General features: G+C 51.3%; 29 protein-coding genes and 1 pseudogene. 19 read left to right on the forward strand and 11 right to left on the reverse strand.

Annotation, left to right across the window (positions count from 1 at the left end; all coding sequences use genetic code 11):
- Positions 1 to 36: 36 nt before the first annotated feature.
- On the reverse strand, positions 37 to 861 hold the full coding sequence (locus ABIE64_RS11865; protein ID WP_037989244.1) for a pyruvate, water dikinase regulatory protein: 825 nt from the start codon (positions 859 to 861) through the stop codon (positions 37 to 39).
- A gap of 666 nt (positions 862 to 1,527) precedes the next feature.
- On the opposite strand from ABIE64_RS11865, the gene hemE reads away from it, so the two are divergent.
- The 3 genes from hemE to hemJ all read left to right on the forward strand — a co-directional run bounded on the left by hemE (position 1,528) and on the right by hemJ (position 4,377).
- Positions 1,528 to 2,565, forward strand: a complete 1,038-nt coding sequence (gene hemE / locus ABIE64_RS11870; RefSeq protein ID WP_063092265.1) for a uroporphyrinogen decarboxylase — start codon at positions 1,528 to 1,530, stop codon at positions 2,563 to 2,565.
- Positions 2,566 to 2,743: 178 nt separating this feature from the next.
- On the forward strand, positions 2,744 to 3,856 hold the full coding sequence (hemH, locus tag ABIE64_RS11875) for a ferrochelatase (RefSeq protein WP_040061342.1): 1,113 nt from the start codon (positions 2,744 to 2,746) through the stop codon (positions 3,854 to 3,856).
- Between the two features lie 92 nt (positions 3,857 to 3,948).
- Positions 3,949 to 4,377, forward strand: coding sequence for a protoporphyrinogen oxidase HemJ (gene hemJ / locus ABIE64_RS11880; RefSeq protein ID WP_354377542.1), 429 nt, complete (start codon positions 3,949 to 3,951; stop codon positions 4,375 to 4,377).
- A gap of 121 nt (positions 4,378 to 4,498) precedes the next feature.
- Here hemJ and secB read toward each other — a convergent pair whose 3' ends face one another.
- Positions 4,499 to 4,993 carry a protein-export chaperone SecB gene (gene secB, locus ABIE64_RS11885; RefSeq protein WP_007088499.1) on the reverse strand — a complete coding sequence of 165 codons (495 nt, stop codon included), beginning with the start codon at positions 4,991 to 4,993 and terminating at the stop codon, positions 4,499 to 4,501.
- A gap of 267 nt (positions 4,994 to 5,260) precedes the next feature.
- On the opposite strand from secB, the gene ABIE64_RS11890 reads away from it, so the two are divergent.
- Positions 5,261 to 5,383, forward strand: a complete 123-nt coding sequence (locus ABIE64_RS11890; RefSeq protein ID WP_267958668.1) for a hypothetical protein — start codon at positions 5,261 to 5,263, stop codon at positions 5,381 to 5,383.
- On the opposite strand, the gene ABIE64_RS11895 is transcribed toward ABIE64_RS11890, so the two are convergent.
- Positions 5,378 to 5,956 carry an FxsA family protein gene (locus tag ABIE64_RS11895; RefSeq protein ID WP_354377543.1) on the reverse strand — a complete coding sequence of 193 codons (579 nt, stop codon included), beginning with the start codon at positions 5,954 to 5,956 and terminating at the stop codon, positions 5,378 to 5,380. The two genes, ABIE64_RS11890 and ABIE64_RS11895, sit on opposite strands and share 6 nt — an antisense overlap.
- 382 nt (positions 5,957 to 6,338) lie before the next feature.
- Here ABIE64_RS11895 and ABIE64_RS11900 point away from each other — a divergent pair, with 382 nt between their 5' ends.
- The 3 genes from ABIE64_RS11900 to ABIE64_RS11910 all read left to right on the forward strand — a co-directional run bounded on the left by ABIE64_RS11900 (position 6,339) and on the right by ABIE64_RS11910 (position 8,908).
- Positions 6,339 to 7,055, forward strand: a complete 717-nt coding sequence (locus ABIE64_RS11900; RefSeq protein ID WP_147262130.1) for a Tim44/TimA family putative adaptor protein — start codon at positions 6,339 to 6,341, stop codon at positions 7,053 to 7,055.
- Positions 7,056 to 7,289: 234 nt separating this feature from the next.
- Positions 7,290 to 8,543, forward strand: a complete 1,254-nt coding sequence (gene mltA / locus ABIE64_RS11905) for a murein transglycosylase A (RefSeq protein WP_354377544.1) — start codon at positions 7,290 to 7,292, stop codon at positions 8,541 to 8,543.
- Positions 8,543 to 8,908: a Dabb family protein gene (locus ABIE64_RS11910; RefSeq protein ID WP_354377545.1), complete on the forward strand. Its 366-nt coding sequence runs from the start codon at positions 8,543 to 8,545 to the stop codon at positions 8,906 to 8,908. Before mltA ends, ABIE64_RS11910 begins: the two co-directional genes overlap by 1 nt.
- Positions 8,909 to 9,067: 159 nt before the next feature.
- Here the strand turns inward: ABIE64_RS11910 and rlmN are convergent, their stop codons facing one another.
- The 4 genes from rlmN to ABIE64_RS11930 all read right to left on the reverse strand — a co-directional run bounded on the left by rlmN (position 9,068) and on the right by ABIE64_RS11930 (position 12,470).
- Positions 9,068 to 10,312, reverse strand: coding sequence for a dual-specificity RNA methyltransferase RlmN (rlmN, locus tag ABIE64_RS11915; protein WP_354377546.1), 1,245 nt, complete (start codon positions 10,310 to 10,312; stop codon positions 9,068 to 9,070).
- Positions 10,313 to 10,607: 295 nt separating this feature from the next.
- Positions 10,608 to 11,156 (reverse strand): invasion associated locus B family protein, encoded by a 549-nt coding sequence (locus tag ABIE64_RS11920; protein ID WP_007088493.1) that lies wholly within the window; start codon positions 11,154 to 11,156, stop codon positions 10,608 to 10,610.
- A 195-nt stretch (positions 11,157 to 11,351) separates the two neighbouring features.
- Positions 11,352 to 11,969 carry a hypothetical protein gene (locus tag ABIE64_RS11925; RefSeq protein ID WP_354377547.1) on the reverse strand — a complete coding sequence of 206 codons (618 nt, stop codon included), beginning with the start codon at positions 11,967 to 11,969 and terminating at the stop codon, positions 11,352 to 11,354.
- A gap of 3 nt (positions 11,970 to 11,972) precedes the next feature.
- Complete coding sequence (locus ABIE64_RS11930) at positions 11,973 to 12,470, reverse strand: bactofilin family protein (protein ID WP_233421814.1); 498 nt, start codon at positions 12,468 to 12,470, stop codon at positions 11,973 to 11,975.
- Here ABIE64_RS11930 and ABIE64_RS11935 point away from each other — a divergent pair.
- Positions 12,460 to 12,819, forward strand: coding sequence for a hypothetical protein (locus tag ABIE64_RS11935; protein ID WP_341365219.1), 360 nt, complete (start codon positions 12,460 to 12,462; stop codon positions 12,817 to 12,819). The genes ABIE64_RS11930 and ABIE64_RS11935 overlap by 11 nt on opposite strands.
- Here the strand turns inward: ABIE64_RS11935 and ABIE64_RS11940 are convergent.
- Positions 12,774 to 13,454: an EI24 domain-containing protein gene (locus ABIE64_RS11940; protein ID WP_007088491.1), complete on the reverse strand. Its 681-nt coding sequence runs from the start codon at positions 13,452 to 13,454 to the stop codon at positions 12,774 to 12,776. The genes ABIE64_RS11935 and ABIE64_RS11940 overlap by 46 nt on opposite strands.
- 483 nt (positions 13,455 to 13,937) lie before the next feature.
- On the reverse strand, positions 13,938 to 14,633 hold the full coding sequence (locus ABIE64_RS11945; RefSeq protein WP_354377548.1) for a LolA family protein: 696 nt from the start codon (positions 14,631 to 14,633) through the stop codon (positions 13,938 to 13,940).
- Between the two features lie 63 nt (positions 14,634 to 14,696).
- Here ABIE64_RS11945 and ABIE64_RS11950 point away from each other — a divergent pair, with 63 nt between their 5' ends.
- The 5 genes from ABIE64_RS11950 to ABIE64_RS11970 all read left to right on the forward strand — a co-directional run bounded on the left by ABIE64_RS11950 (position 14,697) and on the right by ABIE64_RS11970 (position 18,351).
- On the forward strand, positions 14,697 to 14,870 hold the full coding sequence (locus ABIE64_RS11950) for a hypothetical protein (protein WP_287000219.1): 174 nt from the start codon (positions 14,697 to 14,699) through the stop codon (positions 14,868 to 14,870).
- A complete protein-coding gene (gene gshB / locus ABIE64_RS11955; protein ID WP_063092256.1) occupies positions 14,867 to 15,811 on the forward strand; it encodes a glutathione synthase in 945 nt (314 codons plus the stop codon). The genes ABIE64_RS11950 and gshB overlap by 4 nt, the downstream gene beginning before the upstream one ends.
- A gap of 239 nt (positions 15,812 to 16,050) precedes the next feature.
- A complete protein-coding gene (locus ABIE64_RS11960; RefSeq protein ID WP_354377549.1) occupies positions 16,051 to 17,508 on the forward strand; it encodes an alkaline phosphatase D family protein in 1,458 nt (485 codons plus the stop codon).
- Between the two features lie 108 nt (positions 17,509 to 17,616).
- Positions 17,617 to 17,964, forward strand: a complete 348-nt coding sequence (locus ABIE64_RS11965) for a glutathione S-transferase family protein (RefSeq protein ID WP_139189991.1) — start codon at positions 17,617 to 17,619, stop codon at positions 17,962 to 17,964.
- 117 nt (positions 17,965 to 18,081) lie between these two features.
- The gene (locus ABIE64_RS11970; protein WP_174441865.1) at positions 18,082 to 18,351 is read left to right on the forward strand and encodes a hypothetical protein; all 270 of its coding nucleotides are present in this window, start codon (positions 18,082 to 18,084) and stop codon (positions 18,349 to 18,351) included.
- A 15-nt stretch (positions 18,352 to 18,366) separates the two neighbouring features.
- Here the strand turns inward: ABIE64_RS11970 and ABIE64_RS11975 are convergent, their stop codons facing one another.
- Complete coding sequence (locus ABIE64_RS11975; RefSeq protein ID WP_007088485.1) at positions 18,367 to 18,834, reverse strand: MarR family winged helix-turn-helix transcriptional regulator; 468 nt, start codon at positions 18,832 to 18,834, stop codon at positions 18,367 to 18,369.
- Between the two features lie 135 nt (positions 18,835 to 18,969).
- On the opposite strand from ABIE64_RS11975, the gene ABIE64_RS11980 reads away from it, so the two are divergent.
- From ABIE64_RS11980 to ABIE64_RS11995, 4 genes and pseudogenes are all read left to right on the forward strand, one after another.
- On the forward strand, positions 18,970 to 19,443 hold the full coding sequence (locus tag ABIE64_RS11980; protein ID WP_007088484.1) for a VOC family protein: 474 nt from the start codon (positions 18,970 to 18,972) through the stop codon (positions 19,441 to 19,443).
- Positions 19,444 to 19,500: 57 nt separating this feature from the next.
- Entirely contained in the window at positions 19,501 to 19,938 is a 438-nt protein-coding gene (locus ABIE64_RS11985) for a YybH family protein (RefSeq protein WP_007088483.1), read from the forward strand.
- Between the two features lie 42 nt (positions 19,939 to 19,980).
- Complete coding sequence (locus ABIE64_RS11990; RefSeq protein ID WP_007088482.1) at positions 19,981 to 20,406, forward strand: VOC family protein; 426 nt, start codon at positions 19,981 to 19,983, stop codon at positions 20,404 to 20,406.
- 87 nt (positions 20,407 to 20,493) lie between these two features.
- Positions 20,494 to 21,339 (forward strand): annotated as a pseudogene (locus ABIE64_RS11995) (YifB family Mg chelatase-like AAA ATPase); the annotation flags it as partial.
- A 367-nt stretch (positions 21,340 to 21,706) separates the two neighbouring features.
- On the opposite strand, the gene ABIE64_RS12000 reads toward ABIE64_RS11995, so the two are convergent.
- Positions 21,707 to 22,207 carry a helix-turn-helix domain-containing protein gene (locus tag ABIE64_RS12000; RefSeq protein WP_223304932.1) on the reverse strand — a complete coding sequence of 167 codons (501 nt, stop codon included), beginning with the start codon at positions 22,205 to 22,207 and terminating at the stop codon, positions 21,707 to 21,709.
- A gap of 743 nt (positions 22,208 to 22,950) precedes the next feature.
- On the opposite strand from ABIE64_RS12000, the gene ABIE64_RS12005 reads away from it, so the two are divergent.
- Positions 22,951 to 23,394, forward strand: coding sequence for an RrF2 family transcriptional regulator (locus ABIE64_RS12005; RefSeq protein WP_354377550.1), 444 nt, complete (start codon positions 22,951 to 22,953; stop codon positions 23,392 to 23,394).
- A 119-nt stretch (positions 23,395 to 23,513) separates the two neighbouring features.
- Positions 23,514 to 24,548: a sulfate ABC transporter substrate-binding protein gene (locus ABIE64_RS12010; RefSeq protein ID WP_503012850.1), complete on the forward strand. Its 1,035-nt coding sequence runs from the start codon at positions 23,514 to 23,516 to the stop codon at positions 24,546 to 24,548.
- Position 24,549 lies beyond the last annotated feature (1 nt).

Below are 24,549 nucleotides of genomic sequence, written 5' to 3' on the forward strand. Positions count from 1 at the left end.
ATCCTGTGATTTTCTCATGTCTTTGAATTAATCGAATTAATGACCACGCCGGTCATACATGGTCGATAGAATGATCGCCGCGGTTTCTTCGATGGATCGTCTGGTGACGTTGATAATCTTCCAGCTGCGATCAGTAAAATAACGGCGTGCCTGATGGACTTCGTTTCGCACGGCAACCGGGTCAACGTAATCTCCACCCTCGCCGCGCTCGATCTGGCGCAGTCGATTTTTGCGGATCGATACCAGTTGATCAACATCCTTGATCAGGCCAACAACCAGCGGATTTTTAAGCTTGTCGAGTTCCGGGGGCAACGGGCACCCCGGCACAAACGGCACATTGGCGGTTTTGATGCCACGATTTGCCAGATAGACGGAGGTTGGTGTCTTTGACGTGCGCGAAACTCCGACAATCACGACATCGGCTTCTTCAAGATCCCAGGTCGATTGCCCGTCATCATGAGACAGCGTGTAATCAATGGCTTCGATCCGGTTGAAATAATCTTCGTCCATTTTATGAAGTGCGCCGGTGCGACCGCGTGATTGCTGTCCCAGATACCCCGCCATCATGGTAATGGTATTATCAAGCACATGGCTGTGCGGTACCTGCAAACGGCGACAGCCTTCTTCGAGCTTACGGCGGATATCCATATCGAAAACCGTATAAAGCACGATACCGGGATTGCGTTCGATATCGGCAAGCACACGGGCAAGCTGCGCATCGGTTCGGATCAGCGACCAGACATGTTCATGGGCCCGGACATCGGGAAATTGTGCAATGCAGGCACGTGCCACCCCGTCAACGGTTTCACCGGTCGAGTCCGATACCAGATGGAGGTGAAAGATATTGTCGTCATCAATCATTGCAGACCCGCAATTTTCCAGCATTTCATATTACTTAACCGAAACCCGGTGTTCGATATTTCGATCATCTGCCATATATCAGGGCACTGCAATCCCAACCATAAATTAAACTGACGGAGTCGGGCCTGTGGATAATTGTGGATAACGGGGGCGACTCCGGCCAAATTTTTTCCACAGATTTTATCCTGCACGTCATACAAAATTTCTCAATGCATTCGTCCCACGGGGGATAAGCGGAAAATTTTTTCCCTAATAGCAGGGATAACAGGGCGAAAACCAGATTAATCCCCGCTATCCCCATTATTCAAAAACGGCTTTTCCCAAGCTCATCCTTGGGAGTCGTTCGGATTCGTCCCCAGTTTTCCCCAAGACCGTTTGAGATGAATCATTTTTCCCGAGTCGCAATGTGGATAAACTGTGCACCAAATTTGATCCCCGTTATCCACAGGGAACCACTAACAAACAACATCCTTTTTTATTAAAGAAGGTTTTGTTAGAGACACGGTGGAAAAACGGCTTGGAAAGGCTTCAGGACACAATTAACGGGTCAGGAACCGGGAACCAGACATAAGCGCCAGATCATCGTGTCTGACAAAAGGATCGGGACTATCATACCCGGAAACAGCCCGTTGAAAGGCAGTTACCGGCAGTCAAACAGGAAACGTCATGCCAAAACCAAACAAGACCTTTTTGCGCGCCCTTGCCGGTGAAACATTGCCGGTACCTCCCATCTGGCTCATGCGCCAGGCGGGTCGCTATCTTCCGGAATATCGCGCAACACGGTCCGAAGCAGGTTCGTTCCTCGATCTTTGCTATAATCCTGATCTTGCGTGTGAAGTTACCTTGCAGCCGTTGCGGCGCTATGACTTCGATGCGGCTATTCTGTTCTCCGATATCCTCGTCATACCACAGGCACTTGGACAGCATTTGGCTTTCAAGCAAGGGGAAGGCCCGCAGCTTGAAGCCATTAGAGATGCTTCGGGACTTGGCATCCTAAATGTTGATCATATCCATGACACACTGGGGCCGGTTTACGAGACGGTTGCAAAGCTCTCTGCATCCATTCCGTCTCATACCTCTCTCATTGGTTTTGCAGGGGCACCTTGGACGGTTGCGACCTATATGGTTGAAGGAAAGGGCAGCAAGGATTTTGCCAATATTCGCCGCTTTGCTTATGGCGATCCAGACGGGTTTTCACGTCTGATAGACATCCTGGTCGAAGCCACCACGCAATATCTGCTAAAACAGGTTGAAGCAGGTGCGGAATGCATTCAGCTTTTTGAAACCTGGGGCGGAGTACTGTCGGAAAACGGGTTTGAACGCTGGGTGATCGAACCGACCAAAAAGATTGTCGCAAATCTTAAGGCGGTACATCCGGATTTGCCTGTGATTGGCTTCCCAAGGGGTGCTGGCTTGCATCTGATCGACTTCAAACAGCAGACTGGTGTCGATGCCGTTGGTCTTGATAGTGGTGTTCCTTTGAAATGGGTTGCGGAAAAACTTCAGCCATTGGGCCCGGTGCAGGGTAATCTTGATCCGATGTATCTGATTACCGGTGGGGACGAAATGATTGATGAAACCCGCCGTATCCTAGATGTGCTGCGTGATGGTCCGTTCATTTTCAATCTTGGACACGGGATTACCCCGGAAACATCGCCGGAAAATGTCGGCAAGCTGGTCGATTTTATTCGAAATTATCGCTGATAATTGAAATCGATCAAATCGATTGAAAAATTCAATGCGTAAAATGGTTTAAACCCGTTGCACTTCGATACTGATTGGCCATTATAATCGGCAGGATCAAAAGAAGTGGGACGGGTTTATCCAGACAAAACTTCCGGGATGAACCGGACAGTTTCAAAACGCCATGAAGGATATGCCGATGTCCGAACTAAAGCGTAAAAAACGCGCGATCATTCTTTTCAATCTGGGCGGCCCGGATGGGCCGGATGCGGTTAAGCCGTTTCTTTTCAATCTCTTTAATGATCCGGCGATTATTAGCCTGCCCAATCCGTTCCGGTATTTTCTGGCAAAGCTTATTTCATCGCGCCGCGCACCGATTGCGCGCGAGATCTATAACCATATCGGCGGAAAATCGCCGCTGCTGGAATTGACTAAGGATCAGGCGGATGCGCTTGAAACAGCGCTTAACGGGCTTGATGACGGCTATGAAAATCGCTGTTTCATTGCCATGCGTTACTGGAAACCGTTTGCCGATGAAAGTGCGGCCGCGGTTAAGGCATGGGGTGCGGATGAACAGATTTTGTTGCCGCTTTATCCGCAATTTTCAACAACCACCAGCGGATCCTCGGTCAAGGACTGGAAACGGGCCTGTCACAAGGTTGGCCTTGCGGCGCCGATCAAAACCGCGTGTTGTTATCCAACCAATCCTGGGTTTATTGATGCATCGGCTGAAATGGTTAAGGCCGGGTATGAAAATGCCCTGAAAAAGGCTGCCGATCTTGGTGTTGGCAAGCCACGCCTGCTGTTTTCTGCCCATGGTGTGCCCAAGGCAGTGATTACCAAACGTGCTGATCCATATCAGTCGCAGATTGAAAAATCAGCACAAGCCGTGGTCGACAAGATGGCAATTGCCGATCTGGACTGGCTTGTGTGCTATCAAAGCCGTGTAGGGCCGATGGAATGGATTGGCCCGTCGACCGAGCATGAAATTGAACGTGCCGGCAAGGATGGCGTACCATTGGTGATTGTTCCGATTGCCTTTGTTACCGAGCATTCCGAAACGCTGGTCGAGCTGGACATTGAATATCGCGAAATTGCCGATGAGCTGAAAATCCCGGTTTACGAACGTGTTCGAACGGTTTGTTCGCATCCGCTGTTTATCAGTGGCTTGGTTGATGTGGTCAACGAAACCCAGCAGGAACTTGATCAGAACGGACCAGATGATTACGCGGTGGAAACACGTGGCTGGTGGTGCCCGGATGAACATAGCTGTGCGGTGGCCAAACAGCCGATGGGTGCGGGCCCTGCCTGATTATATTGCTGATCGGGCAATTTGACGTTTATCCTGTTTGAAACAAACAATATCGATTGCCCTGTGCCCCGAATCGACCAGAAGAGAGAGACATGGATACCTACAGCGTTATCAAATCTCTGCATGTCATCAGCATTATTGCCTGGATGGCAGGGCTTTTGTATCTGCCGCGGCTTTTTGTCTATCACTGCGAAGTGGCACCGGGTTCGGAAGCCAGCGAGAAGTTCAAGATCATGGAACGCCGGTTGCTGCGCGCGATCATGAATCCGGCGATGATTGCATCATGGATTTTCGGCGGTTATCTGATCCATGCAGCCGGTGTGATAACCGAGGGATGGTTCCACGTCAAATTGCTGTGCGTGGTGCTGATGACCGGGATGCATATGATGATGGCGCGCTATCGCCGTATGTTTGACGCCGATGCAAACACCAAGTCCCAGAAGTTCTTCAGAATTTTGAACGAGGGACCAACCATCCTGATGGTGATTATCGTTTTTATGGTCATTGCCCGCCCGTTCTGATCCGGATGATTTCAGGGTGATTTATCGATCATTTGAAAATCATTTCGATATTAAAATAAAAAGGCCGCCCGTTTGGCGGCCTTTGTTTTGGTATCGTATCAAATTGACTCAAAGCAGGAAATCAGGCGTTGCCCGCAGGCTGACCTTCCATCTGTTTGGCGAATTTCTTGCGGAAAAGATCAGCAAAATCAATCTGCTGCATCATCAACGGCGGGAAGCCACCATCGGCTGTCAGGTCAGAGATGATTTTGCGGACATACGGGAACAGCATACGTGGAACTTCAATCAGAAGAACCGGCAAACGATGTTCGTCAGCCACATTAAGCGTCACGACGGCACCATAGTGAAGTTCGGCGATGAAGGCGACTTTGTCGGCAACGTCGGCTTTGACGTTGATCTTTACGGTGACTTCGTGAAGTTTCTGGTCTTGGGTCGTGCGCGCCTCGACATCGACATCGATGTTGATTTTCGGCTGCTGTTGCAGGGCTACGCTTTCCGGTGCATTCGGATTTTCGAAGGAAAGATCCTTGATGTACTGGGTATGGATCGTGATCGGGTTGCCAGTCGGCTTCTGTTCTTCGCCGCCCTGCGCTGCACCGGTGGTGTTCTCGGCCATTAAAGTATAACTCCCTTAAATCTCGGTCTTGATCAGAAACAAGCCGTTCAGAACGTATCTGCCAGGGCATTGGCAGCATGGTCAGATGTTCTGAAACTGGCTGATATGCTTGTTTCTGACGCCGCAACCTTGCGGCATGTCCTTTCATGGCCTAGCATGTCTTCTGGATACGGGCAAGAAAATCGCCGTAACATCCGGCCTAGGTCACAAATGGCGCAAGAAGGCCACTTTCGGTGTGATCGGCAGTAGGTAGCCAAGCCTTGCAGAATGTCGCGCAAGACGTCGAATAGCCGCCAAAACGACAACAGGTCCCAGCGCGTGGTCAAAGTCCTGTCGGGAACGATCGATGTGATCGGTTATGCCAAACGTGGCGAAGAATTGTCGTTATGAATTCTTGGGCGGCAGATTGCGGGGATCATCGTCATTTCTGCTGTGATCGGTTGTATCCCTGCTTTCGCCATTACCATTGGTGGGACTGACATTTTCGAAATCACCATCAATGATCGGTCCAGTACCCGGACGCCGTCCGCGGCCAGCAGAAGTACCGCCCGACGACGAGCTCTCATTGCCATAGGTCCGGCGCGAGAAATTGGTCCGGATATTGCCCGACTGAACCAGTTTCATGATGACGCCGGCACCAACCGCCTTTCGCAGCGGCGGGACCAGCAACAGAAAGCCCATGGTATCGGTGACAAAACCGGGGGTCAGCAGCAGCACACCAGCAACCAGAATACAGATGCCGTCAAACAGCTCGCCAATCGGCATTTCGCCTTGATCTATCTGGGCCTGCGCACGGGCCAAGGTTTGCAAACCCTGGGCACGCATCAGTGAGGTTCCGACCACGGCGGTCAGGATGACGATGCCAATCGTTGGCCAAAGGCCAATCAGTTCGCCTGCCTGAATGAAGACGGCAATTTCGATGATCGGCATGGCCACGAAGATGGCCAGAAAATAAAAGCCCATTTTTGCTCCGCTCGGCTTTGCATTTGGTCGATGTGATCAGGTTTGATCACAGTCTGTCAGGTAAACATACTTTGACAGGACCTGTCCGCAAAGCGCAGTATTACATAAACATGTTGGTTTTCAGGTATTTCGCTTTAATCTGACCTGAAAGACTTTCTGAATTTGTCGGCAAATTAACGGTATAACTGGACGAAAATGCGGCAGTTTACCAACGTGTTCGCGACGATATGATGATTGTGCGAATGAACATGGTGAAACCGATCACATTTTAAATGCGATAGGGAGTTGCCCTTGCATTCGCTTCGGTTCATACCATTTCTCGACCACAGCAGTTTTGCTGTTTTTGGCGTTTTTCGAAACCTTACAGATCAAGAGTCCGGGCTTGCAGTATTTCGATATCATTCTTTTCGCATTGATCGCTGTTTTTCTGGTTTTGCGTCTGCGCAGTACCCTTGGGCGCCGCAATGGCGAGGAAAAACAGGGTCCAACGGATGTTTTTGGCCGTCGTTCGCACGAGGATGACAGCAAAGGTGCCACCAATGGCGCGCCACAGCCGACGGACAATGTCTATCGCCTGCCTGATGCCGACAAGGTAGTCGGAAAGGATGATGCAACTGTTGCGGTTGACAGCAGTGCCTTTAGCGTGTTGCAGCAAATCCAGAAAGCTGATCCCGACTTTACCCAGCAGGATTTCCTGAATGGGGCGCGGATGGCATTCGAAATGATCGTCGAATATTTTGCCAAGGGCGACAAAGACGGCCTGAACCCGCTTCTTTCGGCCGAAGTCTATAAAAACTTTGCCGCCGCCATTGATGCTCGTGCCGAAAAGGGAGAGCGCGAGGAAACAACGCTGGTCGGAATCAAAAGTGCCACCATTCACGATGCCAGCCTTGAGGGCCGCACCGCCTATATCACGATCAAATTCGTGTCCGAGGAAGTATCAGTCATTCTCAATAATGAAGGTGATGTGATTTCCGGCGATCCGAATCAGGTGGTCGAGGCCGAAGACCTCTGGACGTTCGCACGCAATATTGAAAGCCGCGATCCAAACTGGCAGCTGGTTGCGACCGAAACGCCGGAAGAAGAGACCGCGCAGTAATTTGGCGGTCTCCACTGGCACTGAATTGATAAAGGCGATCCAGACGGGTCGCCTTTTTTATTGCCTGATTTTATGGATTTGATGGCCGTTGTGGGTTTCGATTATCGGCTTGTTAAGCATGTTTTTGGACAATCGCGGCAGATAGTTGAAATGGGCAAGCATGGGTCAAATCATCTTGCCGGTTCTGATCGGATTTTGCAGATAGCGGGTTTTGCCTTGAAAAGACGTCTGTTTTTGTCGCGACTTCTTTCATTCATTGCGGTTTTTATCGGGGCGACAGGTGCTCTTGTCTGGCTGTTTTGGACCGATATTGCTGGTTTTGTCGGATGGGGAGAGGTACCGGAAAAACCGGCAGATGCACTGACACTGAGTGCCATGGACTTTAATCATCTTGATGGTTGGCAGTCTGACGACATGCGCGGCAGCCTGAAAGCGTTTCAGCGGTCCTGTGCAGCAATGATCAAACGTTCTGATGACCGCGATATCGGCCCGGACCCGCGGATGGGAACGGTTGGTGACTGGCGCGGATTGTGCGAAACCGCGCTGGCACTTGAGCCCGATACGATACGCAAGGAAGACGCACGCACCTTTTTCCAAAGCGGATTCAAACCGTGGCTGGTGGGCAATAACGACGATCCCGAAGGATTGTTTACCGGTTATTTCGAGCCGGAACTGCGCGGTAATCTGACCCGAGAAGGTCCTTTCCAGACGGCGATTTATCTGAAACCTGACGATATGGTGTCAATTGATCTTGGCGCGTTTCGTGAGGATCTTAATGGCACAACACTGGTCGGTCGGATTGAGGGTAAAAATGTAAAGCCCTATTACGACCGTGCGGCGATTGAAAATGGTGCACTTGCCGGGCGGGATCTTGAACTTGTCTGGGTTGATGACGCGATTGATGCATTTTTCCTGCAAATTCAGGGGTCGGGCCGGGTTGTTTTGCCAGATGGCAGTGTTTTGCGCATCGGATATGCTGCGACCAACGGCCATCCCTATTTCGCAATTGGTCGGGAACTGATCGAACGGGGCGAGTTGACGCGTGAAACCGTATCTTTGCAAACCATCCGGCAATGGTTATCCGATCATCCCGATCAGGCAGCTGATGTTATGAATACCAACGCATCCTTTGTATTTTTCAATCCGTTGAAAACCAATCCGGATGATCCCGATGCCGGGCCGCTGGGATCGCAGGGCGTACCGCTGGAATCAGGGCGGTCATTGGCTGTTGATCGGCGTTTCCATGCCATGGGGGTTCCGATCTGGCTTGAAACCGATGATGCGATGAATGCCGATGCCAGATTTCATCGTCTGATGGTTGCGCAAGATACGGGCGGCGCCATTCGGGGTCCGGTACGCGGGGATATTTTCTTTGGCCCTGGCGAGGATGCCGCCCTGCATGCCGGTCATATGAACCGCAAGGGACGCAAGTTTGTTCTGCTGCCGGCATCAATTGATCCGGTCAAACTGACAGAGGTTAAACCCTGATGCTGCGCCATATAGTCCTGCTTCAGATCAGTGATGCAGTTCCGGCATCGGAAATTGACGGATTACTCCGCGAATTATCCGAAGTGGCGCTTGAAACGCCAGGAATACGTGCCTTTGTTGGTGGTCCCAAAACACCGGGAAGCGGCATGAGCCAGGGTTTTACCCATGCCTTGACCATTGATTTCACCGATGCGCTGGCGCGCGACTCCTATTTATCGGGTCTGGATAAAGACGGGGTGGGTCGGCGTATTTCGGAAATGACAGTTGGGGGGCTTGGCGGAGTGTTGGCAATAAATATCGATATTTCAGATATGAAAGCACCTGACGACATGGCACCTAAAAAGCTTCAGGCGAAATGGGCCTGATGATAAATCAGAATCAATGGAATGATCCTGATGCGATTAAACCAGCTAAGAAGTGCTGATAGTTTTCTACTGAAAACGTTAATCAGAAAATCAAAATAAAACGGGCAGGATAACCTGCCCGTTTGTAATTCCAGATGTTTGCCAGGTTGTACGGGTTAATTATTGCGCAGCAACGACATTGGCATTTTCAGCATCGGATGCGTTGCCACAACCACCGACGCGTGATTTGCGTTGGCGCTGGCTTTCGGATTTCAACTGGCCGCAAGCTGCTAGGATATCGCGGCCGCGCGGCCAGCGGATCGGCGCTTCGTAGCCGAGTTCAAGCAGCGTATGTGCGAATTTCTTGATGTCGTTGGTCGGCGTGCATTCATAGTCCGAACCCGGCCATTTATTGAACGGGATCAGGTTGAATTTGCAATGAACGTCCTTGACCAGTTTTGCCAGTGCGCGTGCATGTTCAGGTTTGTCATTCACGCCTTTAAGCATCACATATTCCATGGTGATCGGGCGCGAATTGGACATGCCGGGATAATGGCGGCAGGCATCCATCAGTTCCTTGAGCGGGTATTTCTTGTTGATCGGCATGATCTCATTACGCAGATCATCATCAGGCGCATGCAGTGAAATCGCCAGACCAACACCGAGTTCCTCGCCACAACGCACGATTTCCGGCACAACGCCAGAAGTCGAGAGGGTAACGCGACGGCGCGAAATTGAAATTCCTTCACCATCCATGGCGATTTTCAGCGCTTCGCGGACATTTTCATAGTTAAACAGCGGCTCGCCCATGCCCATCATGACAATATTTGAAAGACGGCGGATACCGTTTGCAGGTGTTGGCCATTCACCATAACTGTCACGGGCAACCATAAACTGGCTGATGATTTCGCCAGGGGTAAGGTTGCGCACCAGAAGCTGGGTACCGGTATGGCAGAATTTGCAGGTCAGTGTGCAGCCGACCTGCGATGAAATGCAGACAGCACCACGATCTTCGTTACGATCAGGGATATAGACGGTTTCGGCTTCGTTACCGTCATGGAACTTCATCAGCCATTTATGGGTATCGTCCGAGCTTTTCTGATCGGCTGTTAGAACCGGGCGGCCAATATAGAAGTCCTGCGACAGTCGATCGCGAAGCTTTTTGGAAATGTTGGTCATATCCTCGATGTCTTTGACACCGCGGTTATAAATCCAGTTCCACATTTGCTTGACGCGAAACTTGCTTTCACCCATTTCGCCAAGCAGTTCGGTCAACTGATCGCGCGACAGACCCACAAGATCACGACGTCCGTCAGCAGCCTGCCCGTTAGCGGCGCGCGTTACGAAGTCGGTCAACGTCGGGCCGGACGGTGTGGCACCGTTTTCGGCGTTCTGGGTCACGTTTTCGGACAGGACGTCGGTCATCCCGGGCACTCTCTTTGGTGTTTGGCGTTTATCGGCGTTTGTTCTTCGTTACTGGCAGCATCGTAGTGTTTCCGGCCGTTTCCGGTTTTGTGCATCCGATGCGCGCCGATTTGCAACGGGGCGGGACTATAACAGATTTTCCCGCGAAATGCTTTTGGCGCATAAACCATGGCCCCGCATATAGCGGGGCCGGGGCAATTTACAAACGATAAAATTCACATTGCAGCTATTTGCCGAACGCGATGCAGCTTTACTAGCGCCTAAAACCACTGGGATTTATCGGTTTTCTGTTCGGTTAGTTAACCGGTTTGGCGTCGCAAGCCTTTGAAATTGCATTATAGGCAGCGGTAAAACCGGAAAGAGAATAAGTATCGGTAGTTTTCGTGCCGCGTGATGAGTTCCCGACAACAACCATCGTGCTGCCCGACTTCATGGCACTGACCAGTTTTCGGTCTTCTTCACCGTTCACGGCCCAAGCTGAATCTTCGTAGGTGAACAGCTTGAAGCTTTTGGAATCGATTCGAAGGTCAACATCGCTATCCTTTTCATAGGTATAGCCGGTGATGAAACTGACTTCGTTGAACAGTTTGAGCGCCGGGCGGTGCGTGACCATGACATAGATCTTGCCGCGCTGGGTGTAGTCGCCTTTGGCCGAGGTCGGCTGACTTCCGATATAGCAAACTTTCTTGCCTTTCTCGGAATAGCTATAGGCCTCCCATTTTCCATATACATCAATTAGTTGCGGCGCATTTTGCGCAATCGCAGCCTGAGAGATCAAAGCGATAAGGGCGGCAGCTGCACCTGACAGCGAATTTCTGACAAGACGATGGGCGTGTTTTTTCATGGGCTCGCGTATCGTGTCTGAAGTTTCGGGACGAAGACCTTAAATCCACCCGATGTGGCGGATTTATGAGAAATTTTCCCAAGGGTGACGGGAAAAGGTAAATATTCGACCAAGGAAATAACGGCATATCGCGAAATTTGAAAAAATCGACTGCGATATGGCAAAATGGTGCAAATACCTGTTCCTTTTGGGCTTTTAACCCTTGTTTTTTAGGGTAGCCTGGGCTTTTACGACCTGATCGAGGCAATCTTGGACCGAGATTTTATCGGCACTTTTGCGTTTGCGGGCGAGCATATGGGTCATTTTGCGTTTTTGTCCTTCGGCAGCCGGGAAAAAGAACGCGTCAAAGGAGCAGTCATCGGACCGGTATTGCCAAACCCGTGCGGGGCCTTCGCCGCGGGTCATTTCTGGTTCGCCGATTTTTTGTTCTACCGCGTCCTCCGAAAGACCCATCAGGGTTTCAGCCTTGATTGATTTAAAGGGAACAGGCGGAATGGCAACCGTGATACGCGACGACTTCGATTTGGCCGTGCCAGTCGAGCTTGCCGCGGGTTCTGTTGCCATTGACGTCGCGCTACCAGTGGCAGATACTTCGGGTTTTTTCGGGATGTCCTGGGTCACGCGCGGTGAACTGGCCGATGTAGCCTTGCCATAGTTCTGATTGGTACTGCCCGGCGGGAGGGCATTGCCGCCACATGCCACAAGCGATGTCGCGATCAGGATCATCGCGCAAAGAAGCCCGGCGGGGTGTGCTTCACCACGCCGGAGCTGTATCGGGGTCGTATGGACTGGTGAGCGGTTTATGCCGGTCACGGATCAAATATCGTCGCTTTTGCGCGGAATGGTGATCGCAGCCGAATGACCTGTACGGCTGGTGCCGTCGTCGCTGCCTTCAACATATTCCAGCGAGCCCTTGATACGGGCACCGTTTTCGATCTGAAGTGCACCATAGGTGATCTTGCCGTTGATGTCGGCTGTGCCGATCACGATGACGCGGCGTGCTGTCAGATCGCCTTCGAAGGTGCCGCTGATTTCGGCTTCGTCGACCTGTGCGGTACCGACAAATGTCCCACCCTGGGAAACTTCAAGACGGGTGCATTCCTTGATCTGGGCTTCAACATGACCCTCGACCACAAGTATGTCGCAGGAACCGATTTCGCCAGCCAGACGGATATCGCGGCCAACCGTCAGCTTCTTGCCTTCGGTATTGTTTGGTGTTGCGCTCGGACGGCCAGCACTGCCGCGGGTCGGAATTTCAAGCGGGCGCTTCGGGATTTCCGGGCGGAAGCTGGTGGAATGCGGTTTGCTGGACATTTGCGGTTCTTCCTTTGTGCGCGGCTGGGTAAATAGCTGCGGCTCACTACGTTTTTCTGTTTTTGTGGCGGTATCGTTGCTGGCACTCGCACTTTCGTCCGAAGTCGACGTGTTCGGCGAGGAAGCTGTGCTGTTGGAAAGACCGCCTGAATTCAATCTGGAAGAAGATGTATCTGACGAAGCCGGGCTGCTGTCGACTGTTTTGTTGGCTTTTTTCTTTCCGAACATGGGGATGACCAAATCCTTGTCTTGCAGTTTTGTTTCAGGTTTCCGCCGTTTTATCCGATGCCCACCGGAATGGCGTCAGGCTGTGGTCCGGTTTTCGAACGCGCCCAGACGGACGGAGTAATGTACCATAAAGGCAGTCGCAATGATCGGAGCCACAAGGTTGACCAGCGGCACGGTCATCAGGAATGTCAGGCCGATCCCGGCAAACCACAGTTTCATCTGGCGGCTCTTGCGAATGGCATTCACCGTGTGCACATCATAACGACGTGCGGCGACCAGTTCAAAATATTCGCGCGAAAGCAGATACCCATTCATCGCATAGAACGCGATGATGTAGACCGGTCCGGCCAAAAGAAGCGGCAGTATCAGGATGTTAAGCGCCAAAGCGGTCAATGCGAATTTAAGGCCGCTGATCAGGGCTTCGGTGATCGGTTGTGGGCGGGTGTCGGGCAGGGTTGGATAATATTTATCTTCAACCGCATCGGCGATTTGATCAAGCAGCAGGCTTGAAATCAGCACGGTCGCTGCCGGGAACATCAACAGCACCAAAAATGCCAGACCAACGCCAAGCAGCCAGTCTGCCGCGGTTTCCATCCAGCCGCCATCGGCAAAAAAGGTTACCGAATTCAGGCCAAAGCCAATCAGCATCCAAAGCCCGACAATTGTTGCCAAAGCGCCGGCAACGCCGATCCACACAACCTTGCGAAAACGCGGGTCGGAGAACTGGGAAACGGATTTCAGAAAGTCATTGATCATTGGCGGATTTTATCCTGCTGGCACTGTCGTAAATACGTTCCAAGGGAATCATGCCAAACATTACTAGGCAATCAAAATTAACAGGCCGTGAAATCGGTAGCGGATTTGACAGATTTTTTGCCCAAAGCGTTGGATATCGTATGTGTTGGGCAGAAAAAAGGCGTCCGGTCAGGGGGGAGAACCGGACGCCAGCGCTCCGATGATCTGGAGCGTGAGGAAAGGTAGGGGAGACCTGTTCCTCACACTTGGCTCCCACATCAAAATTCGGGAACCTTGTGACAGATTTTCATATAGGGACTATAACCCCCGTCTGCCATAGATCAGGGCCGCTGATCGGCGATAAATTTCGTGGATGCAGGTGAAAAATGTCATACCAATTGATCGTTGCGAAACAACAATGTTTGCAAGAGTTTGAATCGGAATGCTTAACCGCTTTGTCAGGCAGATTTGACATTTTCGTGAAGTTGACCGGGAATTTTGAAATCAGCCGCGCTGATTGGGCCAGATGCGGTCAAATTTGAATAATGCCGGGTCCAGCTTCATGCCTTCTTCGGTATTGAACAGGGTCACGGTCGTCTCTACCCCGGCGGGGTCGGTGACAATCCATTGACGCAACTGCATCGGATTTTCCTGAAACACCATTGTGACACTGCCAGCACCCGGATCGGATTTGCGCACCATTTCAACCCGCATGGTTTCGGCGGTACGTTTGAAATCAACAACCTTGACCTCTCGCGTCAGCGAAACGTCCTTTGCCAGAATGATACCAGCCGGGGTTTCGTCGATATTGAAATAGGTGGGCGCGTTGATTTCCTTGTCATAATAAATGAAATCAGACCCGGTGGAGACCAGCAGGATTTGTGCGGGCGGGTTATATTCAAACCGCATCTTGCCTGGGCGTTCCATATAAAGCTTGCCTTCTGCGGCACCGCCATCCGAGGAAATCTGAACAAAATCACCTTTAAGTGTGGTGATGTCCTCAAGATAGTTTTCGATTTTCTCAATGGTGGCCTGATCAATGGCGCCCGACTGCGCCAATGCGCCTGTCGGCGTTAAGCTGATCGAGACCGGTGCGGCAATCGCAAAGGCCGTGGCAAAGACGGATGCCGCCGTCATGGAGCGGAAGCGCGCGCCCACCTGTTTGATGCGGAATTTGCCGAATTTGCTGAAGAATGCCATGTGACAGCCTGTCTACTCGTTTTAAGAAATTCTGTGATCGCGATTGCGAAACCGGAATGGCGAATGATAAAAATTCAGCCAAATTGTAACCAACCACAATATGTACAACATATCGCATCATTTGGCCGGGAAGGCCAGCCGGGTCAAGTCACGCCCGCAAATGATCACAATTGGCCGGGTTTGGCCGCATTTGCAGCAGTGATCGGCTTTCCGGCAACAGGAGAAAGCGCTTTATGAGTCGTATCGTCGCCATTCAGATGGATCCAATCGCATCGATCGATATCAAGGGGGATTCAACCTTTGTGATGGGGCTCGAAGCCCAGTCACGCGGTTATGATCTTTTGCACTATCATCCCGATGACATGTTTTATGACCGCGGTCGGATCAAGGCCGAAGTCCGCCCGATGACGCTTCGTTACGACAAGGGCAATCACTATGATCTGGGTGAGGCAAAGATCATAGATCTCGCCAAAGAAACCGATGTGATCCTGATGCGTCAGGACCCGCCGTTTGACATGAATTACATCACGGCGACCCATCTGCTTGAAGCCGTTCATCCGGAAAGCTTCGTGGTCAACCACCCCGGCCATGTCCGCAATGCGCCGGAAAAGATTTTCGTTACAGAGTTTCCCGATCTGATGCCGCCGACCCTGATTACCCGGTCGGCTGCGCGTATTCGGGATTTCCGCGAGGAATTCAAGGACATCATTGTCAAGCCGCTGTTTGGCAATGGCGGGGCTGGTGTTTTCCATCTGAAACCGGGTGACGAAAACCTGAATTCGTTGTTGGAACTATTCGCCGCGCAGTCGCGCGAGCCTTTGATGGTGCAGGCTTACTTGCCCGATGTGCGAAAAGGCGACAAACGCATCATTCTGGTCGATGGCAAACCTGTCGGTGCGATCAACCGTGTCCCGGCCGAGGGTGAGGCACGGTCGAACATGCATGTTGGCGGCGTAGCGGAAAAATCCATGCTGACCCCGCGTGAACTTGAGATTTGCGAACGCATTGGGCCGGAACTGAAAAAGCGCGATCTGATCTTTGTCGGGATTGACGTGATTGGCGATTATATGACGGAAATCAACGTCACCTCGCCGACCGGGCTTCAGGAAGTGAACCGTTTTGACGGATCGAAACTGGAATCCCTGATCTGGGATGCGATTGAAACCCGCTTGTCCTGATCGGATTTGACGACGGGACGATTTTCGGGGCAAGTGGTTTAACCGCTTGCCCCTTTTTCTGGCCCCCTGTCTGGTCGGAATGGATGGCCGTGAAATGGCCGGATTTCATCGGCAATTCTGCACCAATTTGCTGCCCATATCCGTTGATGTGACCGAATTCATGCCCGCAGGCTGGAACCAAACGCCTGTTTCTGCGTATGATTTTGGGACCAATCATCAGCAAGGCGGAATCCGATTGCATGGCGGATAAGCAAAACAGCGCAATTTCAACAAACGGTACCTTTGGCCCGTTCCTGTTCGCGCGTGGCAGCGACGACAAAACGGCCCGTCTGGCCGCCCTTGTTGTGACGCCGGAAGGAGCCGATCCAGCCGAGTTTCGAATCATGGGTCAGGATATTGTAACCCCGACAAAGCTTGCGAACCGGTTCGGGCGTCATTACTGGCGTTATGATTTCGAGCTGCCGGTCTCATCGGATGCGCGTTACAGTTTCGATATCAAAACATATTATGTGAATACCGATTTGACTCATGACCTTCGGATCGGGTTTGTCTCGTGTAACGGACAAGAAGACGGCGATTTGGACCGACCTTTGGCGGATCGTAATGCGCTGTGGATTGATTTGGCCCGCGAACATCGAAAACGGCCTTTTTCCCTGCTTTTGCATGGCGGGGACCAGATTTATGCCGACGGGGTCTGGGGATGCCATCCTGATATTGTCACCTGGAAAAAGACGAGACGTCAGCAGAAACTGGCAGCGGATTTCACCCCCGAGATGCGCAATAGTGTTCTGAAATTCTATCTGGAACATTATCTTGAAATTTATGGGCAGCCGCAGATCAGCCATATACTGGCGCGGGTGCCATCTTTGATGATGTGGGATGACCACGACATTTTTGACGGTTGGGGCAGTCACAAGAAATGGTTTCATGACAGCATGGTAGCAAAGGGCATGTTTGCCTGTGCGCGAGAAGCATTTTGCCTGATGCAGCTTTGCACCGCGCCCGACGAATTGCCGCAGAAAATACTGGACCGTTCGGGGCAAAGCCTTGGCTGGCGTACGGATTTCCCCGGATTTTCGGTGATTGCGCCCGACTTGCGGTCGGAACGGACCCCGCATGCGATCATGGGCGAACATGGTTGGCGGGACATGATTGCGGCACTCGATACGATTCCGGAACATCATCGTATTTTGTTGATGTCGAGTGTGCCGGTGATTGGCCCGCGCCTATCACTGGTTGAGGCGATCCTGCATCTGATGCCCAGTGCGCAGAAATACGAAGATGACCTGCGCGATCAGTGGCAAAGCCGTTGGCATCGTAAGGAATGGTGCCGTTTTCTGGAAACCATTGAAGATGTCGTCGTCAAGCGCGGTTATGACATGACCCTGCTTTCGGGGGAAATTCATGTGGCGACCCGGGGCACGTTTGAAACCCATGGCAAGTCCATTCACCAACTGGTGGCATCGGGCATTTCGCACACTGCCCCGCCGGTGGCGTTTGCGCGTGCGCTTGGTCTTTTGGCATGGATTGGCGATAATCCCCTGCCCGGTCGCCCGACCAAGCTTAAGCCGCTTCCTGGGCGGATTGGCACCTATTGCGCTGCACGCAATTACCTAACACTGGACCGAAAGGGCGAAAACTGGCGTGCCAACTGGCATCTGGAAAATATTGGTTGGACACCGGATTTAACAATCTAGGGAGGATCCCATAGTTCCTACCATGCAGCTTTACTATTCGCCGACATCGCCCTGAAGGTGCGGATCAATGTCCGCGAATTGGGATTGGAAGGCGATATTTCTGAAATTATGATCAATCCTTGGACGGATGCGGCTTTGCGTGACGGTATGATGTCCTCGACCGGGCGGTTATACGCCGATAGCAAACGCCCGGAAACTGAACGTTCCGATTTCGTAATGGATCGTCAGCGTGCCGCGGTTCATGCAAGCATTGACGCTATAGAAGCCGGGATCAGCAGCCTCGCAACAGATAGGCCAGATATCGGCACTCTTTCGGTGGCCGCGGCCCTTGAATATGTTGATTTCCGCTGGCCCGATGGGTGTTTTGCTGTTTCAGACGATCTGCGCCATTGGATGGCGGGCATGGCCAATCGCCCAGCCATGCTTGCCACGCGGTATCATTTGCTTCCGGTTTGACAGATCTGATCTGCATGGATGCAATATTGTCCGGGCCGGTTAAACAAGCTATAGCGTGGCGGGGCAGCCAGATGTGTTATGATGTCGGGCAGCAACTTTTCAGATGAAACGGGTTTCATGACCGACATTACCAAATCCATGCGTGAACGGGCCTGGGCCCGGGCCGGAAAAATTCAGGGTGAAGATTCCGCCGAAGTGCGCAAGCACCGTTCCAGCGGCATCACGATGAAAAAAGAAAGTTTTGGCAAGTTCCGCAATTTTGGCTGGACCGTTGTAGATGGCGTTGCTGTTCCATGCCGCAAGGAATTCCTGCCGCCGCGTGACGGCGATGCGACTGATGGCGATGCATCTGAAGATCTGGCCAAATCCGAACCTTCCGAAGACTGATCATCTGATTCTGTCCTAGCCATTCGTCAGGTTGATCAAATCTGTCAAAAGGTGGCGCGAATCGGAATTCGCGACCAGTGCGTTGAGGTCTTTCTGGGTTTTTTGCCAGATCGGAAAGGCTTTAACAAGCAACGCCATTCCCTGATCGGTTAGAGTCAGCAAACGACTGCGTTTATCCTTGGGGTCGATATCGATTGCAACCAGCCCCCGTCGTTCCAGCGGTTTAAGATTGGCGGTCAGTGTTGTGCGATCCATCGCTAGCAAATCAGCAACATCTTGCATGTGCGGCGGGTGTGGCCGGTTAAGCGACATAAGCAAGGAATATTGCCCGCTGGTCAGGTCAAGCGGGCGAAAAGCATCGTCGAACCGGCGCGCAATCGTGCGTGCGGCCCGCCGCACATGCAGACAAAGACAACTGTCACGCACCATCAGCGTCGATGAAAACGGAACTTTATCGTTCTGGTTGAAATCTTTTTTTGACATGAATTAATTATGTTGATATCAACGTATTTGTCAAACGGGAAAATAAGAAAAAACTGATCAATCGTTTGGTTCATAAAGCGCCACCACGCTTCACCTGATTTCGAATTCACTTCTGAACGGCAAGGAGGAAGCCCGATGCAGAAGATCAGCCCCTTTCTATGGTTTGACGGCAACGCCGAAGAAGCCGTCAATTTTTATGCGTCCGTTTTTCCATATGCCACGATCAGCAAAATTCTCCGCAGCAGCAAGGCCGGACCTGGACCGGAAGGCCATGTTTTGACCGTAAGTTTTGAGCTTGAAGGTCAACAATTCACAGCCCTTAACGGCGGACCGCAGTTCAAGTTTACCGAGGCTGTTTCCTTCACCGTGTCCTGCAATGATCAGGCAGAAGTTGATTATTACTGGGACTGCCTTTCTGAAGGCGGGGAACCTAGGCAGTGCGGCTGGGTAAAGGACAGGTTCGGTCTTTTCTGGCAGATCACTCCGGTTCGCCTTATCGAACTGATGAACGATCCGGATCCGGATGTCGCAGCCAGAGTGGCAACAACCATGATGTCTATGGAAAAATTCGACATCGCTAGGATTGAACGTGCGGCCAAAGGCACCTGAAAACTCCACGCAAAATTTTTGCCCACCCCTCGCACCACCAACGCAAGGAAATGCCCCATGACTGATAAACAAAGTGAAGACAAAGCTGCCATCCGCGAGATTTTTACCCGCTGGTCAACGGCCGCACGTAACAAGGATCTCGACGGAATCATGGCGTTATATAGCGATGATATCTGTTCCTACGATGCGGTCGGTCCGCTGCAATTCAATGGCCGGGATGATTATCGTGCCCATTGGGAACGCTGTATGGCGTTTGATGATGAATTCATCATGGAGCCGCAGGAACCCTTTATCCGGGTGTCAGGTCATCTGGCTGTGGCACGGTTCCTGATCCGGTGCGGCATGCGCAAGGAAGACGGGACCGAACAGGCAAGCTGGATGCGGTCAAGCTATCACCTTGAAAAGCAGGGTGGTGAATGGCGCATCGCGCATGAACATTTTTCCGTGCCTTTTGACTTCGAAAACAGTGCCGCCCAGTTCGGGTTGCAGCCGTAAATCCCCAAACCCACCAGATTTTACACATAAAGGAACGCCCCGATGAAACTGATCACCTATCTGAATTTCGACGGCAATTGCCGACAGGCATTTGAATTCTATCAGTCCATCCTGGGCGGCGAGCTGATCATGATGCCGTTCAGCGATACGCCGATGGCCGGTGACGAGCCTGAGCATAATGACAAAATTGCTCATGCCTGCCTGATGGGCGATGGCTGGCATCTGATGGCATCCGACTGCCCGCCGGAATATTTCACCAAAATGCAGGGCATCACAGCATCTCTCCATTTTGAAAAAGCGACTGATGCCAAAAAAATGTTCGATGCTCTTTCCAAAGGCGGTGAGGTGACCATGCCGTTAGAGGAAACCTTCTGGTCGCCGGGTTATGGCATGTTTACCGACAAGTTCGGCACGCCCTGGATGATCAATACCGAGATGTCGCCAGAAGACGGAGCAGGTTGTGCCTGATCACCGGGGATAAACGACTTGTTGCCTTGATCCCCGTTTCCCGCCAAAGTGGTATATATAACTTGGGGTTACGGGGATCAGTACCACATGACAGCACGGGTTATGACCGTCGCCTTTGCCGGGATTGATACAATTCCGGTCGATGTGCAGGTTCAGATGGCAAGCGGATTGCCCGCTTTTAGCGTGGTTGGCTTGCCCGACAAGGCGGTTTCCGAGGCGCGCGAACGTGTGCGATCCGCGCTTTCAGCGATGGGGTTGGCATTGCCACCCAAGCGCATCACAATCAATCTGGCCCCCGCCGATTTACTAAAGGAAGGATCGCATTTTGATCTGCCGATTGCGTTGGGTCTTCTGGCCGAGATGGATGTGATCGGGCACGAAGACATTGCGAATTTTGTCGTGCTGGGTGAATTGGGGCTTGATGGCAGTATCACCGGCGTCGGCGGGATTTTACCGGCGGCCATGCAGGCAAGTGGCTTGGATCGGGGGATTATCTGCCCGGCAGATAACGGTGCGGAAGCGCTTTGGGCAGGGGAACTTGAAATTCTGGCACCATCGCGTTTGACCGGATTGATCAACCATTTCAAAGGAACTCAGATCCTGTCGCGGCCATGTGCTCCGAAGGTTAGCTCATCTCCCTTATCATTGCCAGATCTACGCGATATCAAGGGGCAGGAAAGTGCCAAACGCGCGCTCGAAATTGCTGCGGCTGGCGGTCATAATTTACTGATGAGCGGCCCGCCCGGTTCGGGAAAATCGATGCTTGCCGCCCGTCTGCCGGGGCTTTTGCCAGAATTGAATGCCAGACAGGCCCTTGAAACTACCGTGATCCATTCGGTTTCCGGGATGCTGCCCGAAGGCGGTCTTATCCGCACAAGACCCTTCCGACAGCCCCACCATTCGGCATCCATGCCTGCACTTGTTGGCGGTGGTGTAAATGAACACAAAATATGAGACTGTAAAATTAAATATGAGAACTTGTGTCGGAAAATATGAGAATGCCAAAATGGTACGGGTGAATCTCAAATTTTCGTTGTGAAGACAGTATTCAGTTTCACATACGAATTTAATTGAACAGCACCATATAATTTTTATATTAGTCATAGTGTGAGTTGCGGGATCAGTTCCCTCGTGCTAGCGAGAAAACCCTGCAGCAAGAGAATTGGAGCGGGTGACTTAGGTTGCGCCGCTTTTTTTATTTAACTTGATTTATCCGATGCGGACGCCCTAGTGATCGTATCAAACGGAGTTTTCGGGATCGCTTTGATCCGTTGAGAACTCCGTCGTATCGGCTAGCTATTCAGATACCCCTGTCTGTTTTGCTGCTGTTGTATTTCGAGATCGATTTTATCAGTTCAAATATCCGTTCACGCAACACATCATCCTCAACACCGTAATAACTGCGTACAAGTTCTAAAGTTTCTCGCCGCTGCATAGGGTCCTCACGAGAAACGAAGAGTTGAGTAACAATCTTGTTGCGTTGAGCAATAGACTTGTCAGTAAGATCGCGTGGTATGTCATCGTAGAAATAGCTGACCGGAACTTTGAGTGCTTGGGCAATATCATATAGTCTTGATGCACTTACTCGATTGGTTCCCCGTTCATACTTTTGAACCTGCTGGAAAGTAATACCCAAAAGTTTAGCAATTTCTGTCTGCCCGAAACCGTTAAGCATGCGGAGCTCGCGCAATCTTCTACCGACATGAAGATCAATTGGGTGAGGTCCTACTGTTTTTGTTTTTCGCCGTCCGTTACGCATTGGTTTGCGACGGCGATTATCGTCTGGCTGTTTAGAAGGCATGCTTGTCTGATTCCGCGGACGCATTGAGAGAATAATATTCTAAATAATGCAAATTCGGGAGCTGTTGCTATTCATGTTTGAGCATTTTGATAGTGAAGAAATGTAAGTGATCAGCTCTCTTCTGCACTATTAAAGCGCAATCAGCTTATCTACATTGTGCTGCCTTTCAAATTTTCTGAGAATGGAGCTCTCAATCATCCCTCCTCAAACGGGGTGTGAGAGAAACTATCGGACGTTTTGCGTGGAGGATTGCAAAGCTTTTCGTCTCGGTTATCTGCTGACAATTAGATAGGCTATTGCAGAAAATCTGTTGGCGCGCTGACCCTTTCTAAAACGCAAGAAGCCGCCTACCAGGTGGTTAGTCTGGATCAAAGGCGGCTTCTCTAATTGAGAGGTGATTGCTTTAGATAGAACCAACTCGGTATCAGCTAAATCAATGTGTGATTTATTGGCGGTATTGTCAATAAATCCCCGATCACAAAACACCCCAAGTATGAGGTCTGTGCAAGCAATAAAAGCGCCGATTAAGCGTGCTCAAAGCAACATTTTTGAAATCAGACTCACATGCAGCCACTCTTATCATGAAACAAAAAAGAAAATCAGGTCGAACATCGGTTTTCATTCATGATCGGTATGATGCTCCGTCTCTAGATTGAAACAATGGTTGGCTAAATATGTTGTTGGATTTTACGGAACTTCCATGTTATATGTCTACTTATTCGGTAGAGATATAGTGTAAGAAAATGCTGTCGCAGAAAACAAAATACGCTGTGAAGGCGATGATTGCTCTGGCTGATATTGGTGTTGGCGAGGCCATGCAAATCGCCGAGCTTGCGCAGCAGGAAGCGATTCCAAAAAAGTTTCTTGAGCAGATTCTACTCGATCTCAAACATCATGGACTGATCAACAGTCGGCGTGGCAAGCATGGCGGCTATACGTTGATCAAAAATCCGGAAGAGATCTCTATTGGCCGAATTGTCAGATTGATCGAAGGGCCAATCGCGCCGTTGTCGTGCCTGAGCAAGATGGCCTATCAACCTTGTGATGATTGCAAAGACGAGAAGTCGTGTCGCGTTCGGCGTGTTTTTGCCGAATCATATCAGGCAACCGTTGAGGTACTGGAAAGTACGACTTTGCAGGATGCACTTGGGCCCCAATCAGGTCAGAAAACACCCGTCGTCGCCTAATTCCATAATCACACTGAATGACTGTTGATACGTAATTACCACAGTTTAGCCATTTTATTGTTGATTAAGTCTACTGATTAGATAGAGATTAAGGACTAATAGCATAAGGGAGAATAACCATGCTTGATAGTTCGCTTAAATCTGTACGCCGAAATTTGATCGGCGCAGCAATGCTTGCTGCATCATCCTTGCTTGTCCCAGGGAACGCCTACTCTGCTGATGTCACCTTGCTGAATGTCAGCTATGACCCGACCAGAGAGCTTTACAAGGAATTCAATCAGGCCTTTGCCGAGCACTGGCAGAATGAAAAAGGGCAGTCTGTCGAAATTCAGATGTCACATGGCGGTTCTGGGCGTCAGGCCCGTTCGGTCATTGACGGGTTGGAAGCCGATGTGGTGACGCTCGCACTTGAGGCCGATATCGACGCAATTGCCCAAAATACCGGCTGGATTAGCACTGCCTGGAAGGAGCGCCTTCCACTTGGCGCGGCACCCTATACGTCGACGATCGTCTTCCTTGTTCGAAATGGTAACCCCAAGAACATTCAGGATTGGGATGATCTGGTTCGCGACGATATTCAGGTGATCACACCAAACCCGAAAACATCGGGTGGCGCTCGCTGGAACTATCTGGCTGCCTGGGCTTTTGCCGAGGACAATTTCAGCGGGGATCAGGAAAAGGTCCGCGAATTTATCGCCAAGCTTTATAAAAATGTGCCGGTTCTTGATACCGGTGCCCGCGGTTCAACCAATACCTTTGTCAAAACCGGTATCGGTGATGTGCTGCTGGCATGGGAAAACGAGGCTTTTCTCGCACTTGAAAACCTCGGCGACGAGTTCGAAATCGTCGTTCCGTCCAAATCGGTTCTGGCGCAGCCGCCAGTTTCGGTGGTGGACAAGGTTGTCGATGATCACGGTACGCGCGATATCGCAACCGCTTATCTTGAATATCTCTATTCGCCGGTCGGGCAGAAACTGGCGGCGAAGTACTATTACCGTCCCGTCGCCCCCGAACATGCCGATCCCGAGGATATGAAGCGCTTCCCGCCGCTTGAGCTTTTCACGGTCGAGGATCGTTTTGGTGGCTGGGCGCGTGCTCAGAAAGAACATTTCGCTGATGGCGGTACGTTCGATCAGCTTTATCAGAGCAACTGAA

The organism is Thalassospira sp. MBR-102, from assembly GCF_040549275.1.
Classification (GTDB): Bacteria; Pseudomonadota; Alphaproteobacteria; order Rhodospirillales; family Thalassospiraceae; genus Thalassospira; species Thalassospira xiamenensis.